Source organism: Bradyrhizobium sp. URHA0013 (assembly GCF_000518345.1).
GTDB lineage: Bacteria > Pseudomonadota > Alphaproteobacteria > Rhizobiales > Xanthobacteraceae > Bradyrhizobium.
Map to the genome: position 1 here is coordinate 937786 of NZ_KI912426.1, position 18189 is coordinate 955974.

Here is an 18189-nt window from a genome sequence, read left to right on the forward strand (position 1 = left end):
GCCACGACATTCTCCCACCCGGTTGTGGATCGGCCCCAGTGCCGATGAAGAGGATCTGAAATGCGCCGACCATCTGCAAGGCGAGACAATGACGAGCTGACGCTGCGGGGGCTCGCGCGTTTCCGTTCGATGTCACTGCTCTGCGCGATGCAGATGGTCTTCCTGCCGGTGTTCAGCGTCCGCCTGCAGGCGCAGCCGGCGAACGTGATCACGCCGGACGGCCGCACCGGGACCAGCCTTCAGACGTCTGGCAGCGTGACCACCGTCACGACGTCGACCGTCTCCGGCACCAGTGCCTTCAACTCGTTCTCGCAGTTCAGCGTCGGGCAGGGCAACACCGTCAATCTGCAATTGCCGACCGGCACGCAAAATCTCGTCAACATCGTTCGCGACGCACCGGTCTACGTCAACGGCACGCTGAACTCCTACATGAATGGCGCGATCGGCGGTAACGTCTATTTCGCCGATCCCAAGGGTTTCGTGGTCGGCCGCAGCGGCACGGTCAATGTCGGCAGCCTCAACGTCTCGACGCCGACGCGCGAGTTCACCGACAGCCTGATCGGCGCGCAGGGGCAGATCAACGGTTCGGCCGTCGCCAATCTGATGGCGGGCTCGTTCCCGGTCTCGCCGGACGGCAACATCCGGATCTACGGCCGGGTCAATGCCATCGATGGCGTGCGCCTGACCGGGCAGAACGTCCTTGTCGGTGGCGCGAGCCAACGCGACATTGCCAATCTCGATCATGCCGCGAAGTTCGCGGCCTCGGTCAATTCCAAGGGGCTGCGGAGCGCTGCCGCGATTTCCGTGCGCAACGGCTCCATTCACATCGGCGCCGTCAACAGCGCCAGCGTCAACGGACGGCTGACCGCGCGCAGCAAGACCACGACGCCGAGCAACATCACAGTCGTGGCCGGCAACCAGGCCGAACTCGGCAAGAATGCGCGCTTGAGCACGGCGAGCAGGACTGCGGATGCCGGCGGCGTCCTCGTCAAGGCCGGCAACGACGTGACGGTGAAGACCGGCGCGAAGATCGATGCCAGCTCGAAAACCGGCAATGCGGGCCTGGTCGAGCTGAGCGGAAACGGCATCATCGACGTGGGCAGCGGCGTTACCATCAACCTCGCCGCGCCGAACGGCCGGGCCGGCACGCTGCTGATCGACCCGACCGATGTGGTGATCGGCGACGCCAGCCAGGGCGACGTCGGCGTAACCCTCGGCAACACGTCCGTCGCCAACGCCATCGCGGCGCTCAGCGCTGGTGGCACCTATCTGGTTCAGGCCGACAATTCGGTCACACTGGCGGCGCATGCGGTGATCGATGCCCGCAACCTCGACGCCACCAAGACTCATTCCGTCGGCAACGCCATCAATGTCGAGATCGACGCGCCGACCATCAGCATCGTCAACGGAGCGAAGATTCTCGCCCAGGCGATCAATGTTGGTGGAACGAACTACGCCAGCGGCAGTGTCACGTTGACCGCGACGGCGACTGATACCAAGCTCTCGGGCCAGGCCACCGCGACCACAGGAATCACGATCGACGGCCAGATCACCGGCGGCGACATCTCGATCGGCGCGACCTCGACGGCGACATCGAGCTTCACCAGCTCGGTGCCCGGCCTCTTCACGCTGGTCGGCACCACGCTTGCAGCCTCGCTGCTCGGCCTCAACGGCGGCTATGTGGCCGCGAGCGCGACGGCGACGGTCAACATCAACGGCCACGCCAACATCAACGGCGTCGGCAACGTCGACATCAAGTCGCATGGTTCGGAAACGGCGCAGGATCCGGCGCTGGCGAGCACCTTGCTCGGCGGCTCGCCGATCGGCGCCGCCGCCGTCGTCGGCAAGCTCGACGGCAACGTCACCACCAACGTGGCCTCCGGCGCCACGATCAGCGCGGGCGGCAACCTCAACATCCACGCCGTCAACGACGCCACGCTGAACGTGACTGCGGTCGCGGCGACGTCCAGCGCGCAGTTCGTCGCGATCGTTGCCTATTCCACCGGCTCGGTCTCGACCACCGCCAATGTCGCGACCGGCGCGAACCTCTCCGTCGGCAACGTGATTGCATCCGGCAACGCGCTGACGGTGCGTGCGATCAACAACAACTCGTTCGCGACCAGTGCCACCGCGGTCGCGCTGAGCACGCCAAACGCGAGCGGCGGCATTGGCGGGGCGCTCGCCATTAGCGACGTCACCACGTCGGCCACCGCAAAGCTCGGCGCGTCACTGGGCACCAGCACCTCGTCCCGGATGAACGGCTCCGTGATGGTCGAGGCGACGTCGAACACCACGAGCAACTCGACCATGGCCTCGACCATCGTCGGTACGCCGGCCGTGATCGGCGCGATCCAGGATTTCATGGTCTCCACGGCCAGCCCGGGCTCGATCATCGCCCAGCATATGATCCCGCTGATGCCGGTGAATTTCAATCTGAAGGCCGCCGCCGCGCTGTCGCTGGCCAACAGCACCGAAAACGCCACCGCGTCGATCGGCCAGACTCCGAGCGGCGGCGCACCGAACCTCTATGTCAGTGGCAATGTCGCCGTCGTCAGCACCCTCGTCGACCGCGGCGTGCGCAGCAACGCCACGGCTTCCGCGATCGCCTCGGACCCGACGAGCGGCGAGGGGGTCGCGATCAGCGCCGCGGTCGCATGGGGTAATTTCAATCACAATTCGAACGCCTATGTCGGCGGCGGTACCGTGATCAATGCGGCCAACATCGCCGTCGACGCCAGCACCTGGATGCCGATCACCAATACCTGGCTGAAGTGGGACGGATTGACCGAGGTTCTCAGCCACCTCAACGGCAATCTCGGCGTCGGCGGCAACATCCTGACCAGCTATGCCAACGCCACGGCCGACGCGGGCGATACCGCCGCCGTGGCCGGCTCAGTGAACCATTTCGTCGTGAACAATGACACCACGGCGTGGGTGGCCAGCAGCGCCAGCCTGACCGCGACATGCACGGCGGCTTGCGGCAGCAGCTGGTCCGCGACGGCGAACAACGGCGACGTCCACACTTACGACGCCAGCATCCAGATCGCGGCGACGACGACGACGGCGTCGATCGACGCCGCCGGCAATGTCGGTACACTCGGCTTCCTGCCCGGCAACACCTCCGGCGGCTCCTCGGTGGGCGGATCGCTCAATTTCGTCCAGTTCAACACCAGCACGATCGCCGGCGTTTCGGAGAGTGCATCGCTGCGGGCGGCGGACGATATCGCCGTCAACGCGATCACCTCGGATCAGTTCGTCGCGGTCGCGCCGTCGTCCGGAAAGGCCGGCGGCGCGCTGGCTCTGAACGGCATCACCTCGCTCGGCTTCCTCAACAACACGACGCACGCCTCGATCTCCAGCCAGGCCAGCGTCTTTTCTCCGACGCTCAACGTCCTGGCGCAGCAGGATCTCTCGGTCGTGACGATCGCAGGCGCGGTCAATGTCGGCGGCGGTTCGGCGGTTGGATTGTCCGTTGCCTATCTGGGCGCGAATATGGATACGTCCGCCTATATCGGCGACAACCATTCCGACATCCGGCCCGGTCCGTTCAGCAGCAACGATCCGTTTGCCGGCAACGGCGGCGGAAGCGGCTCGGTCAACGCCGACAACCTCACGATCAGCGCCACCACCTCTGGCCGGATCACGTCCGCGGCCGTCGCGGCTTCGATTAGCGAGCCGTCATTGTCCAGCTTCGCCGACAAGGCGAACGCCGCCGGTGCCGCCGCGACCGGCGGGCCGGCCGGGATCGCGCTGGCTGCAAACAAGATCAGCTCGGGCTCGGGATCGAGCACGAGCGGCTTCACCATGGACCTTGCGGGCAGCTCGTCCGTGAGCGACGTCTCGCTCGGGACCAGTGCTTATATAAAGAATACGTCGGTCAACAAATTCACCACGGCGACCGCGGTGAACACGAATACGATCGTGCAGGCGCTCAACGACACGATCCTCAGCAACGGCTCCGGCTCCGCCGCGGCCAACATGTCGGGCGGGTCGTCTCAGGGAGCCGCGATCGGCGCCGCCATCGCGGCGGCGATGTCCAACAATGCCACGCTCGCCTATATCTCCGGCACCACGATGCAGAACCAGATGTCTGTGACGGTGCAGGCACTTAATGGCGGGTCGGAAACCGTCGTCGCCCTCGGCGTGGCCGGCGGAACGTCAGCTAATGCGCTCGCTCTGTCGGGATCCGTCGGCATCGTCACCGACAGTGCCAATGCCTATATCGAGAATTCGACGATCACGGGCTTCGCGACGGGGACCAACCGCGCGATCGAGGTCGATGCCTATCAGACCACGAACATCGCGATCGGCGGCGGTTCGCTCTATCTGTCGGGCGGCAAGGCCGGTGTCGGCATCGCGCTGACCTATGCGTCGATTGCCGATCCCTCGGGCGGTAATGCCACCGACGCGCATATCCGCAATACGTCGATCTCGAACTATGACAGCCTGCTGGTGCTGGCCGACAGCGCCAGCGTGATTGCGGCGGGTGCGGCCTCGGGCGGGGCAGGGAGCAACGCCAACGGACTTGCCGGGGCAATCGTCGTCGACGAGATTACGCCCACGACGACGGCGTATATCAGCAGCAGCGCGACGGTGAACATCAATGTCGGGCGCGTGACGGTGCTGGCGGACAGTGGCGCTGTGTCGGACCTCGATACGGCGCTCGGAAATCTGGTCAGGAAGTCGAACAGCGGTCATCTCGCATCGGACACGTGCACGGCCGCCGCCGGAAACGGCACGGCGAATTGCATAGATTTCAGCGCGGCGGCGCTCAACGGCGGCGCGGGTAACGGTCCGGGCGCCGGCATCGTCTCCGTTGCGGGCACCATCCAGGCCGGCAAGAACAATGTCGGCGCTTCGATGGTGTATGACACCATCGCGACGACGCATTCGGCCTATATCGCCAACGTCCGGATGTCGGCCCTCGGCACAGTCAGCGTGAATGCGGTCGACACCACGAAGATCCAGTCGGTCACGATCGGATTCGGTCTGGCGAGCGGCCAGTTTGCCGGCGTTGGCGGCATGACGATCAGCTCGATCGCCAATACTGTTTCGGCGGCTATCGGTAACAACCAGTCCGACACGACGCAATCGACCGTGACGGCCTCCAACATCTCCGTCACCGCGATCGAGAATTCCAGCATCACCGGAGCCGCCGCCGTCGCTGGCGGCTCGACGCAAGGCAGCGCCGCGGGCCTGGCGCTCGTCTACAGCAGCATTGCCAACAATGTCAGCGCCGGTGTCACCGGTTCCAAGCTGACCGCCTCGGGCAGTGTCGCCGTCAACGCGAACTCGAACGCCAGCATCTCGACAGTTGCCGTGGGTATCGCGATTTCTTCGCAGATCGGCCTTGCAGGCTCGGTCGCTACCAATCTGATGGGAACCAACGTCACCGCCAGCATTGCCGGCGGGGCCGACGTCATCGCGAACAACAACGTTGCCGTGCTAGCCGGCAATAATGACAAAGCGGGTGTTTTCGCCGGCGCCGTGTCCATCAGCAAGGGCGCGGCCGGCGGCGCGGGCTCGATGGTCACGAACAAGATCACCGGCACCACCGCGGCCTATATCAGCGGGACGACAACCAAAGTGGATGCGCGCGGAACCAGCACGAGCGACGTGCTTTCGGTCAACAGCGGCACGCTCGCGCACGCGATCGAACTCGGCGGCTTCAGCGCGCCCACCGACACCACGCCCGATCTGAGCGAGACCCAGGAGAGTGTACGCGGCCTCGCCGTCGTCGCCAGCTCGCACCAGGCCGTCGTCACCAACGTCGCCACCCTGTCTGCGGGCTCGGGCATCTCCATCATGATCAATCCGATCACCAATGTGATGAGCGGATCCACCAAGGCCTATATCGAAGGCGCGGCAATCGACACGCGGCTGGCAAATTCGACGCTGGACCCGCAGATCGACGTAGCCGCCAGCAGCTTCTCCTATTCGGGCGCGTTCGGCGCCGGCGTGGTGCCGCCAACCGGGAGCGGGGGCGGCGGTGCCACCATTCTCAGCACGACGATGTCGCGCGACACCGAGGCGTACATCACCAATGCGACCGTTGGCGGCGTGCAGTCGACGAGCGCAACAGTGGGCGCAGTCACCGTGAAAGCCAATGCCGAGCAGAACGCGTCATCGATCGCGGTCGGTTTCGGCACCGGCTCGGTCGGGCTGAACGTCTTCGTCGCAACCACCGAGGCCTATGTCGACGGCGGCTCCCTCACGGCGTCCTCGCTCAGGGTCAATGCCTACGATGCCACAGGTATCGCGTCGGCGAACGGCTCAGGCGCCTATGGCAGCCAGGCCGCGATCGGCGCGGCGTTCCTGGTTCAGGTCTCGGCGAACCGGACGGAGGCCTATGTCGGCGACGAGTTCCACTACCAGGGCAACGGTGCGGCGCACACGACCGCGGTCAATTTGAGCGGCGCGCTCGATGTCGAGGCAACGACGAAGAACCGCTTCCAGGCCTATTCGATCGGCGGGGCGCTTTCGACCGGCACGGCGGCGATCGCCGGCATGGCCAATATCGAGATCGCCAACAACACCACCATCGCGGGCGTTTACGACACCACGCTGCAGTCGCCCACGGGCGGCGCGGCTGGCGCGGTCACCATCAACGCCACCGAAGACGTCGCGATCAAGGAGATTGCCGGCGCGCTCTCGATTGCCGCCAGCGGATCCGGCGTTGGCGTTGGCGCGGCGGCCAACGTCATCGTCTTCAAGAGCCAGACCATTGCGGAAAGCCGCAACAGCAACCTCAATTCGTCCGGCGCGATCAATGTCGGGGCGCTCAGCACCAAGGAAGTGTTGTCCTACGCGGTCACCGCCGGCATCGGCGGCAGCGTCGGCATCGGCGCAACCGTCGGGGTCATCATCGTCGGCACCAACACCGCCGATCCGGATACGCAGGGCGAGCAGACCGGCCAGCTCAACCAGGGCAACAACGGCACCCTCGCGTCGGTGAACGCTGGCACCAATTCCTCGCACGGCAGCGACGCGGTCGCGAGCGGCACCTCGGGCAATCCGGGCAACGCCAACGCAACCTCGACCTACGACGTCAGCACCGTCCTGACCGGCGGCAATGACGGCGTCACCGCCCAGATCGCGGGCGGCAATGTGACCGGCACGCAGGTCAACGTCGCCGCCACCAGCGCCAACGCGACCAAGATGTTCCTGCTCGGCGCCGGCTTTGCCAAGAATGTCGGGATCGGTGCCGGCATCGGCTACACCAGCGTCAACAGCAGCGTGCTCGCCAATCTGAGCGCGATCGTTGCGGCGCCTTCCGTGACGGTCGCCGCGCGGGTCAAGGACGCCGACACCGGCCCTTATTCGGGCAAGACCGTCGACAGCGAGGCGATTGCCGGCGGTGCAGCGCTCTACTTCGGCGCGGATGCTGCCGTGGCGGTCGGCAACGTCGCCAACACCGTGACAGCCCAGCTCGGCGGCTCCGTCACCGGCACGGGCGGCACCGGCGTCGCCGTCATGGCGATGGACAGCTCGACGCAGAGCGTGACCGCGGGCGGCGGCACCGGCGGCCTTGCGGCCATCGGGGTATCGATCGCCACCACGGGACGATCCAGTTCGGTCGCGGCAAAGGTGCTGTCGAACGCGACGGTGAACAGCTCGACCCTTGCGGTTGGCGCGGGCGAGGCCGGCGCAATGTCGGCGTCCGCGACCGCGGTCGCGGGGGGCATCGTCGCCGGTGACGGCGCAGTCGCGACGGCAAAGGAAAATTCGACCGTTCTGGCCGAGATCGGTTCCAGCGCATCGATCACCACCTCCGCGACCGGCGTCGGCACGCTGGTCTCGGCATCGCTCACCCCCAATCTTTCGAGCGAGGCGATCGGCGTCGCGGTCGGCGGCGGCGCCATCGGCGTATCCGTCGCGGTATCCATGGTGACGGCCACCGTCACAGCCGATGTCGGCGACAACACCAGCTTCTCGGGCGGTGCGCTCGCCGTAACCGCGATGGCGCTGGTTCCGACGAGCGGCACGACGACCTACGCCTGGTCGCTTGCGGGCGGCGGTGGCTCGCTGATCGGCGCACAGGGCAGCTACGCCAGGGCGTCCGAGAACGCGACGGTGAGCGCGTATGGCGGCATCGGGATTACGCTTCCCAACGCCGACGTGGTCATCACGGCCCAGAACGACAGCAGCCAATACGCCCAGGCGACCGGCCTTTCGACCGGCTTCCTGGCAGTGGGTGCGACGGTCGCCCAGACGTCGTCGAGCGCGCACACTTACGCTTATCTGGGCGCCCCCGACGATATGGACGCGACCCATCTGAATCACGCCGACTACACCGGCATCCTGCAGATCACGGCGACCGGCAAGGACATCAACGTCTCCAATGCGACGGTTGGCGCGGGTGGCACTTATGCCGGCGCTGCCGCGGTCGCGACGACCAGTTCGACCGCCGTGACCAATGCGCGGTTCGACGGCGGCGCAACGGATGACACGCTGTTCTTCGGCGGCCTCAACATCCAGGCCAAGCACACCACGAACTATGCCGCCAGCGGCGATGCCTACCAGGCGTCCACGGCCGGCGTCTCCGGAGGCAGCGCGCAGAACGACGTCAACGCGACCACGACCGTCGACATTGGACCTCATCTGATCATCAACTCGGCCGGCGGCGACATGGTCGTCGTCGCCAACGACATCGTCAACCAGGCTGGTGGCGGCGCGCGGTCGGGCTCCGGTGGCGTGTTCGCGGGTGCTGCGGCACTGAGCAACACGCATGTCACCCAGACCGTCACCACCAATATCGGCGCCGGGACGGTGCTGAGCCTCAACGGCGATCCCCGGACATCGGCGGCGGTGATCAACATCGAGGCCTTCAACACGCTGAATACCAACGACACGGCGAGCCTGGCCACAGCCGCGTTCTTCGCCGGCGGCGGCGCCGAATCCAACATGACGGCGAACGCCACGCTCGCGGTCAACATCAATGCCCGCGAACTCTTCAGCGCCGGCAAGATCTATATCGGTACGGCTGCCAAGATGGCGGCGGCCAACAACGCCAATGCCAGTCTCTACGGCGCGATCGCCGGCGTCGGCGCCAGCACCAACAGCTGGGTTCATGCCAACCAGGCTGTCACCGTCGGCAACAACGCCAAGGTCGAGGCCTGGGGCCAGATCAACATTTTTGCCGGCATGTCGGGCGATACCATCATCTTCAGCAGCGTGCAGGCTACCGCGACGACGGTCGTCTACAACAACACCGCCATTCCGATCTCCACGCTTTACCGCGGCACGGCCAATGCCGACGACACCACGAGCCTGACGCTCGCCAACACCTCGAGCGTGCTCGGCGTCCAGAACATTTCCCTGGGAGCGACCCAGGGACAGGTCACGGCCTCCGGCAACGGCAGCAACTACAATCCGTATCTGGACATCTTCAGCGCCAAGAACAGCGACAACCACAGCCATACCAGCGGAACCGGCGACGTCGCACTCAATGGCCTGGTGGTAGCGGGCATCAACAACGATATCACCATTACGATCGACGTTGGTGCGGGCGCACCGACCGCGAGCACGACGAGTCCTTACTCGTCACTGCTGTCCGGCGGTTCGTCGACACCCACCCTCGAATATGTCGCCGACGTCGATCACTTCAACCCGATGATGAGCTGGAACCACCAGGTGGTCCAGTACACCATCGTCGGCGGCTTCAATCCCTACCAGAGCGTCGTCAACCAGCTCGCCACGCTGACCGGCCTGACCGAAACGCAGATCCGCTCACAGCTCGCGGCGGCGACGTCTGCGGCGCCTGCCACGATGTCGCCGTCCGGCACCGATCCGACCGGCGACTTCCAGCGCCAGATCAACGCGTTGATCCAGCAGGCACCGTATACCTCCGATGCCGCCGGCAACGCCTTCGCGTTCGGCGATATGCTGGTGTCCGCCGGCAACGTCTCGATCCTGGCGCAGAAGCTGACCGGAAACAGCGGCACGAACCCCGCAGCGCCGGCGGTCATCGCGCGCAGCTCGCCGATGATCAAGATCGAGAACAGGGGCCTCGACTTCATGGACCTGGCCAACCTCACGGTCACCAATATCACCAGAGGAAACATCACCTACCGCCAGATCGACCATGTCGACCCGGATTCGCACTCCAATGTGACCTTCACGGCCACGCCGAGCGCGACGTCGATCATCGACATCTCGGCCACCTACAACCGCCTGGATCCTTCCAGCGGGCTCGGCGTCGACCAGAACGGCAACCAGCTGACCCGCACGCCCGACATCTATTTCGACGGCGTCGTCAACAACGAGAACGGCCTGCTCAAGATCACCAACAATCTCGGCAGCATCGTCGCGTCGCAGTCGCTCAACGCCGCGACTGTCCAGATGGTGGCGCCCAACGGCTCGTTCGTCTTCCTCGGCGGCATCGGCAGCTTCTACACCTCCAACCACGATGTTCTCTCGCAATGGTCGGGTGTCGAATTCAAGCCGGGTGATAACGACACGCTGACGGCGGTGATGGCGGCGGCGACTTATCTCGGCGCCTATGGCGATTACGCGAACAGCCCGCATATCGGCGCGGGCGGCGGCCACCCGTATTCCTACTATTGCTGCGTCGACGGCAATAACGGCGTTCAGCAAACGGCGAGCAACAGCACCATCTTCACCGCGCGCATGCTGGATCTGTATTACGACGGCCTGTCGCTCTATTCGGCGATCTTCCTCCCAATGGGCCAGGGTGCGCCCGGCGCCGGTAACCCGAACGTCGGCGGCGTGCCTAACGCTGCTACGCTCGCCATCATGGAGGGCCCGACGGCTCAGACCATCTCCACCGCGCCGTGGGAGCGAAATACCTATACCGGGCAAGGCGTCTACAGCAACTCGACCTACGATTACACCACGACCTCGACAGACGCACAGGGCAACACCACCACCACCAACCACACGGCTACGTATTACTCGCCATTCAACTGCGCGGGGTGCTCTGCCTACTTCCAGGTCGTCAATATCCAGCCCGACGTGATCACGCCGAAGACCGCGTCTTCGAACTCGGCCGCGAACTCGAGCACGGGGACCAACCCGCCGGCTAACGCGCCCTTCATCTTCGGCAAGGCGATCATCATCTCGGCGGGGGTCATCAACATCAACGGCACCATCCAGAGCGGCACGAGCAGCGATTACTCGGTCGACATCGGAGGCTCCACGTTGACCGCCATCAACGACCTCAAGAGCCGCAATGCGGGCGCGGACTTTACCCAGGCCCAGGTCAACGCCCAGAACGGCAGCTATTACGACATCACGGCGTCCGCGACGACGGAGGCCGCCGGCGACATCAAGATCGGGGTGAAGTACAACGCTCTCACCGACCAGATCCTCGTGAACGGCGTGGTGCAGGGCTCGGGCGGCTACGTCTATCTGAACGGCAGGATCATCTCGACCTCGACCCAGGACGGTGTCTCCCAAGGCACGATCGCGGTCAAAGGTGGCGCCGGCTCGATCACGGTCAACAACACGACCGGTCTGCAGCTCGTCACCAACACCATCAATACCGGCGTGAGCGCGCCGAGCGTGATCGAGATCGTCGATCAGCTCAAGCAGCAGACGACCTGGTACGTCTACAATCCTTCCGCCGCGGGCGGCCAGCAGGTGTCGACGTATCAAACGAGCGGGGTCAATGCGAGCCACTACACCGACACGATGCTGACCGGCCTCAGCGGCACGGCAGGCATCCAGTACGCGACCAAGGCAAACATGTTCTACCAGTGGGTCGACACGGCGACGCTGGATCGTCCGACCAGCTCGACGCAGTTCGACTACGGATGGCACTATACGCCCAACTCGGCCACCGGGCAGAACTGGACCCGCACCATCAGCCTGGTTTCGGACGTGCAGCAGGCCCAGGGCGGCGGCGGCAGCACTGGCCCACAGACATCGAACTTCCAGGAAGTCGTCACCGCGACCGGTTCCTATCACACCGGTGGCGGCAACACCCATCCCGAGAAGTGCTGCGGCACGGACAACCAATATAACTGGTACCAGAACATCTATGATCACCTGACCTTGACGCTGACCAATACAGTCAAGGCGTCGAACCCGATCAACATCTCGTTCAGCGGCGGCGGCAACAGCACGGTTCTGGTCACTTCGAACTCCGGCATCGTCGTCAACGGTCCGATCAACAACCTCTCGGGCACGACGACGGTCAGCGCCACCGGGGCCAATTCGGCCATCACCAGCGGCACTAACGCGAACAACCCGATGATATCGGGCCGGAGCGTCATTCTCTCGGCGGATGGCGGCATCGGCACGATCGGCGCGAACGGTGTTCCCGTCCAGGTGCAGGTCTATGGCGGCAGCCTGACGGCCAGTTCGATCGACCACGACATCGCGATCGCGGCCGTCGGCTCGCTTTCGATCAACCAGGTGAAGGTGAATTCGGCAGGAAGCACGCCGCAGGGCAGCGTCTTTATCTCGGCGACCGGCGACATCAACTCGGCCTCGCCCTACGACGTCGCCAACCCCGTCGTGATCGGCAAGAACGTCGAGATCAACTCCACCGCCGGCGCGATCGGCGCGACGAGCGCCGTCATCAACGGCGCGAGCACCCTGACCAATATCAATCCGCTGGTGATCCAGGCGACGGGCACGACGCAGGCCGGCGGCACCGTCGACGGCGGGGTTCTCGACAGCGCATCGGCGACCGGCACCTACATCGTGCAGTCGAAGGGCGACCTGCGTCTCGGCACGGTCCAGTCGAGCGGCGGCCCGGTGTTCCTCGAGGCGGCCGGATCGGACGGCAACCAGGCCAGCATCCTGAACGGAAGGGCGGCGGTTGGTCTCACCCAGGCGCAGAGCCAGCATCTCCAGGACGTCTGGACCAGCCTCGACCTGCTCAGCGGCAACGCCGCGACCAATGCCGTCAACAGCTACCAGTCGATGGTGACGTCGGCCTATAACGACTACTTCCAGCTCAAGAACATCGCCTTCGCAAACGGCAGCACCTACAATCCGAGTTCGGTGGGATTGACGGTGCTGCGGGCGCAGGTGGCGGCCAAGCTCGGCATCGATCCCGCGAACGTCTCGACGACGGACATGAAGGTCGAGGCCACGACGCGGTTCATGAGGGACCAGTTCCTGCTCGGCAAGATCACGACCGACGAGCTCAAGACGTCACTGACGACATTGCTCGGCACGGCACCGACAGATCCGCTGGGGACCGTGTTCGGCAGCTCGTTGTCGTCGACGCTGTTCACGAAGCTGTTCGACGGCGTAACGACAGCCAATCAGCGCCTACCGAGCAATACGGCGCTGCAAACGGCGCTGAACACTTACAATGCGAACTACGCCTATGCGCTCGCGTCGACCGAGCGGGTCTACGGCATCATCACCGCGGGCGCGCAGTGGACGCAGAGCCAGCTCGCCTACACCGTCTCGTCGTCGGCCGTCGGCGCGGCGCCGCCGCCGATCGACGAGAACGTCGTGGCCAATGTCAGCGCCAACCAGATCATGCTCTACGCGCCGCACGGCTCGGTCGGCAATTCGGCAGCGCCTCAGACGTTCACATTCACCAGCGTCGATTCCTCGTCGCTGACGCCGGCGCAGAGGGGATTGCTCGCGACGGCCGGTCCGGGTCAGCTCACCGTCGGCGCGGTCACGGATCCGACCACCCACGTCGTGACCTATACGGTCAGCCTGTCGCAGCAGAACCTCGTCGTCGTCGACAACCCGATCGCGATCTCGGCCAAGGCGCTGACCAACATCTATCTCGGCAGCAAGAACAGCCTCACGCTCGGCGGCATCACCGCGAATGCCGGCCCGATCGCGGCCGCGCAGGCGAACGGCATCGAGGTGACCGGCCGCGGCGACGTCAAGCTCGACGCCGTGACCAGCATCACCGCCGCCGCCGGCGTGACCGGTACGCCCGTGATCTCCGGCGATATCGGCAATCTGACTCTGATCGCCGAGCACGGCAATGTCGGTGCCCCCGGCGCTGCCGGAAGCAATCCCTCGACCAACGCGAACGCGATCCAGATCGCCTTTGCCGACCCGGCCAACGACCAGCTCGACCAGGTCTCGTCGGCGCAGGGCATCTATGTGAAGCAGACCACCGGCGATCTCATCCTCGGCAACATCGCCGCCGGCAATGCAATCCAGCTCGCGGCGACCGGCAGCATCTACGCCGAGTCCGGTTTCACGGATCGTACCGCGATCCATATTCTCGGCACCGATCTCGATCTGCGCGCCGACGGCAGCATCGGCTTCAACGGCTCGACCTTCCAGCCGGTGCAGGTGAATATCTCCGGCGCCGTGACCGGCTCGGCGGTCGGCGATCTCAGCATCCTCGCGGTCACCGGCGACCTCGTGGTCGGCACCAGCGGCGCCTATGGGACGCTGACATCCGGCGGCGCACTGACGCTGAACGTTGCGCGCGGCGCGCTCACCATCAATGCCGACCTCGCCAGCGGTGGCCTGATGCAGCTCCTCGCCAACCGTGGCATGACCTTCGCGGCCGGCAACACCGCGGCGCCGGTGGTTGCGACCAGCAGCTCCGGCGGGGTGACGCTGGTGGCCGCGACGCTGTCGATGGGAGCTTACTCCGCCATCAACGCGGCCGGCGTGATCTCCGTGACCACCACCGGCGACGCGACCATCGGCCAGCTGAATTCGTCGTTGTCCTATGCGGCGGCCTCGGACGCGCCTTCGATCATCGTCACCGCTGGCGGCGTTGCCTCGCTCGGAGCGATCATCGACAATGGCGACGGCCAGACCAAATTCGTCGCGGCCGGCTCGGGCGCCGAAGTTTCGCTGAGCGCGTCCAACGGCATCGGCAACGCGGCGAGCCGGTTCATCCTCAGTGCCGCGCGGCTGTCGGCAAGCACGAGTGCCGGCGACATCTATCTGAAGTCTCTGACCGACACCGAGGCGGGCCTGCTCTCGGCGGTCAAGGGCAGTGTGGACATCCTCGGCACCGGCGGCCTGACGCTCGACCAGGTGCTGGCAGGTACGGATGCAGGCGCGAGCGGCACCTTCAGCGCCGTCGCGAACAACGGCAGCATCGTCATCGGCACCGCCGACAGCAGCGGCTCGCAGACGGTCCACGCCACCCAGAACGTGACGTTCAAGTCGCTCGCGGCCACCGGCTACAGCGGCGGCGACGTCGGCAACATCAATGTCACGGCCGACAACGGCTTCATCCTGGCGCAGACGGTGATGTCGGGCGGCGTGCCGACGCTGGGCTCGGTCTCGGCCAACGGCTCGGCAAGGCTGATCGCGGCGGGCACCAACACCGGTCATAACCTCACGGCCGCGACCGGCACCGCGGTCCTGAGCGGCACCGTGGTTCATTGGGATAGTCTCACGGCCGGCGGCACACTCGACGTCACCGCGACTGCCGGGGGGATTACCGTTGGCACCGCTATCAGCGGCGGCACACAGACCTTGCACGCCGTCAACGACATCGTCTTCAGCCAGCTCACCACGACAGGCATCCCGGGCGACGCTGGCGACCTCAACGTCAAGTCCGACACCGGCTCGCTCCGTGGCGGATCGATCTCGGCCAGCGGGGATACGCATTTCGATGTGGCCGGATCGGTCTCGCTCGACCGGGTCAGCGGCAATGTGATCAAGCTGACTTCATCGGGCGACCTGACCATTGATTGGGTCAGCGTGGTCAAGGAGCTCGATCTCGCCGCCGATACCATCAACGTCAAGGGCGAGCAGGTCCGCTCGAACCCGTCGGTTCCGCTGATCATGAACATCACCGGCCATAACGGCGGCGTCGCGACTTCGGCCAATATCTCGATCGATCCGGACAGCATCATCATCAACCAGTTCAAGGTGGTGGACGCGAACTTCTGGACTGATGCGCACGCGGTCGCGATCCTGAACGGCTATGTCCCGGGCCAGTTGATGCTGACCACGGCAACCCAGCAGGTGCTGCTCAACAACCGTACGCCGGCGCCGTCCAACTGGCCGACGTTGCAGCTCTACCAGCCGGGTGGCGTGTTCACGATGAGCCAGGTCGGGAATGCCAATGTCAGCAACGCCTATGTGGTGTTCTACACCGGCGACGTCTCGGCCACCGTTAGCAACTATGGGCCGACCCACACCTGCTGCTACGACTTCACCGGCGCCAGCATGGTGCGCAACATCCCGGTCGACGGCGAGGGCAGCGAGAACATCGAGACCTGGCTCGCGAAGAAGGACGGGGGGACGTTCTACCTGCTCGGTCTCTCCGGCAAGGCGCGGCTCGATGCGCTGCTGACGCCGCGGCCGGTCGAGACCATCGGCTCTGGTCCCGCCGTCAACATCGAGGGACTGAGCGACATGCGCAAGCTGCGCCGGCAGGGTCAGCGCGTGGGACGCGCCGGCTGGAAGGACGCGGCGATTGAGGCGGCGAAGCCGGCCATCGGCCGTCTCGCACAGGCATGGTAACGGGACCAGGGATGCGGATTTGGGAGGCAGCGTTAGGGCTTGGGCTGGCAGCGTCATGCATCGCCCCCGCGCGGGCGCAGATTCCGTCGATCAATCCCGGCGTGATCCAGAACGACGTCGACCGGCAACGCCGGCAGCTCGAACAGCAGAGCGCGCCGCCCAAGCTCAACGGGCCGGCGGTGATTGGCGGCGAGCGGGAGAAGTCCCAGCTCCTGAAGCCGGGCGGGCCGAAATTCCGCCTGCGCAAGGTCGAGTTCGACGCCTCCAAGTTCATCACGCCGGCCGAGCTCGATGAGATCGCGAAGAAGTATGTCGGCACGAACGTCGACATCGCCTCGCTGCTGCAGCTCGTCGCCGACATCAACGCCATCTATACCGAGCGCGGCATCGTCACGGGCATCGCGACGCTGCCCGAGCAGGATGCCAAGGGCGGCATCGTCCGCGTCAAGCTGACCGAAGGCCGGCTGCAGAAGACGACCATCGAGGGCAACAAACAGACCCGCACCGAATACATCCTTCAGCGCGTGAAGGAGCCCGAAGGCGAGGTCCTCGACGTTCCCAAACTCAATCGCGACGTGATCTGGTTCAACCGAACCAACGACGTGCAGATCAAGGCGCTGCTGCAGCCCGGCACGAGCTTCGGCCTGACCGATCTCCAGTTCGCCGTGATCGAGCCTCCGGTCGACACCTTGCAGCTCTTCACCGACAACCAGGGCGCGGAAAACACCGGGCGTTGGGAGGGTGGGGCCTTCTACAAGCGCCACGGCCTGTTCGGCGTCGACGACCGCCTGACCTTCTACGGCGTTCGTTCCGACGGCAATCTCAACGGCAATGTCGCCTACAGCATCCCGGTCAATCCCTGGGGCGGCCGCGCCGGCGTCAGCTATACCGAAGGCAAGATCAAGATCATCCAGGGACCGTTCGTCGCGCTCGACGTCACCGGACGCTCGAGCCAGGCCGCGGTCAATTTCAGCCAGCCGGTCTGGGTGACGCAGAACTGGCTGGTGCTGCTCAACGCCGCGGAGACCGAGGGCAAGACGGTCAGCCGCTTCGCCACCGTCGCCGTGACTCAGGATCATTACGACAAGGCCACGGCGGGCCTCTCGGTGACCAATTCCGGCAACACCTATTCGATCACGGTCTCGCCGGCGGTGAACTACATCACGTGGCAAGACCACGTGCTCGGCAATAATCGCACGTTCAACACCTATACCGGCTCGATGTTCGCGACCAGCGCCGCAGGGCCTGCAAATTTCAGCACCAATGTGCTGGCGAGCTGGCAGTACACGCAGGAAAAGCTGCTGCCGGGCGACCAGATCTTCTCGATCGGCGGTCCGACCACCGTGCGCGGTTATCCCTCCAACTCGGCGTCCGGCGACAGCGGCTATTATTTCAACGCGGAGCTGCACTACAATTGGTCGCAATGGCTCAGGGGTTTCGACACCTACATCTTCACCGACTGGGGTGCGGTGTATTCGACGTTCCCCGGGATCACCGAGTTGGGCTCGGTCGGCATCGGCTTCTCCTGGACCTACGCCTCGTTCATGACGTTCGAGGCGAATTACGCGACGCCGTTGAAGATGGCTGTCTCGACCCAGAACCATTACGAGGCCTATGGCCGCGTCATCTTCCGGCCGTTGTTGATGTTCCAGAAGCAGGAAAGTCCGGCGCCTGTCGCGGCAGTGGCCGGCAGGAGCAAGTCGTAGCTGAAGCTCTCTCCGTCGTCTTTGCGAGGAGCTCTTGCGACGAAGCAATCCAGACTGCTTCGGCGGCAAGATTCTGGATTGCTTCGCTGCGCTC

Annotated in this window: 2 protein-coding genes; both read left to right on the forward strand. The window is 65.1% G+C overall.

The window, feature by feature from the left end; translation table 11 throughout:
* Positions 1-60 precede the first annotated feature (60 nt).
* Positions 61-16389, forward strand: a complete 16329-nt coding sequence (locus tag N551_RS0124995) for a leukotoxin LktA family filamentous adhesin (protein WP_027569225.1) — start codon at positions 61-63, stop codon at positions 16387-16389.
* Between the two features lie 11 nt (positions 16390-16400).
* Entirely contained in the window at positions 16401-18095 is a 1695-nt protein-coding gene (locus tag N551_RS0125000; protein WP_027569226.1) for a ShlB/FhaC/HecB family hemolysin secretion/activation protein, read from the forward strand.
* The last annotated feature ends 94 nt before the right edge of the window (positions 18096-18189 follow it).

Coding starts and splice junctions, on each gene's coding strand:
- N551_RS0125000 (WP_027569226.1), top strand. CDS start 16,401: ATGCGGATTTGGGAGGCAGCGTTAGGGCTTGGGCTGGCAGCGTCATGC.
- N551_RS0124995 (WP_027569225.1), top strand. CDS start 61: ATGCGCCGACCATCTGCAAGGCGAGACAATGACGAGCTGACGCTGCGG.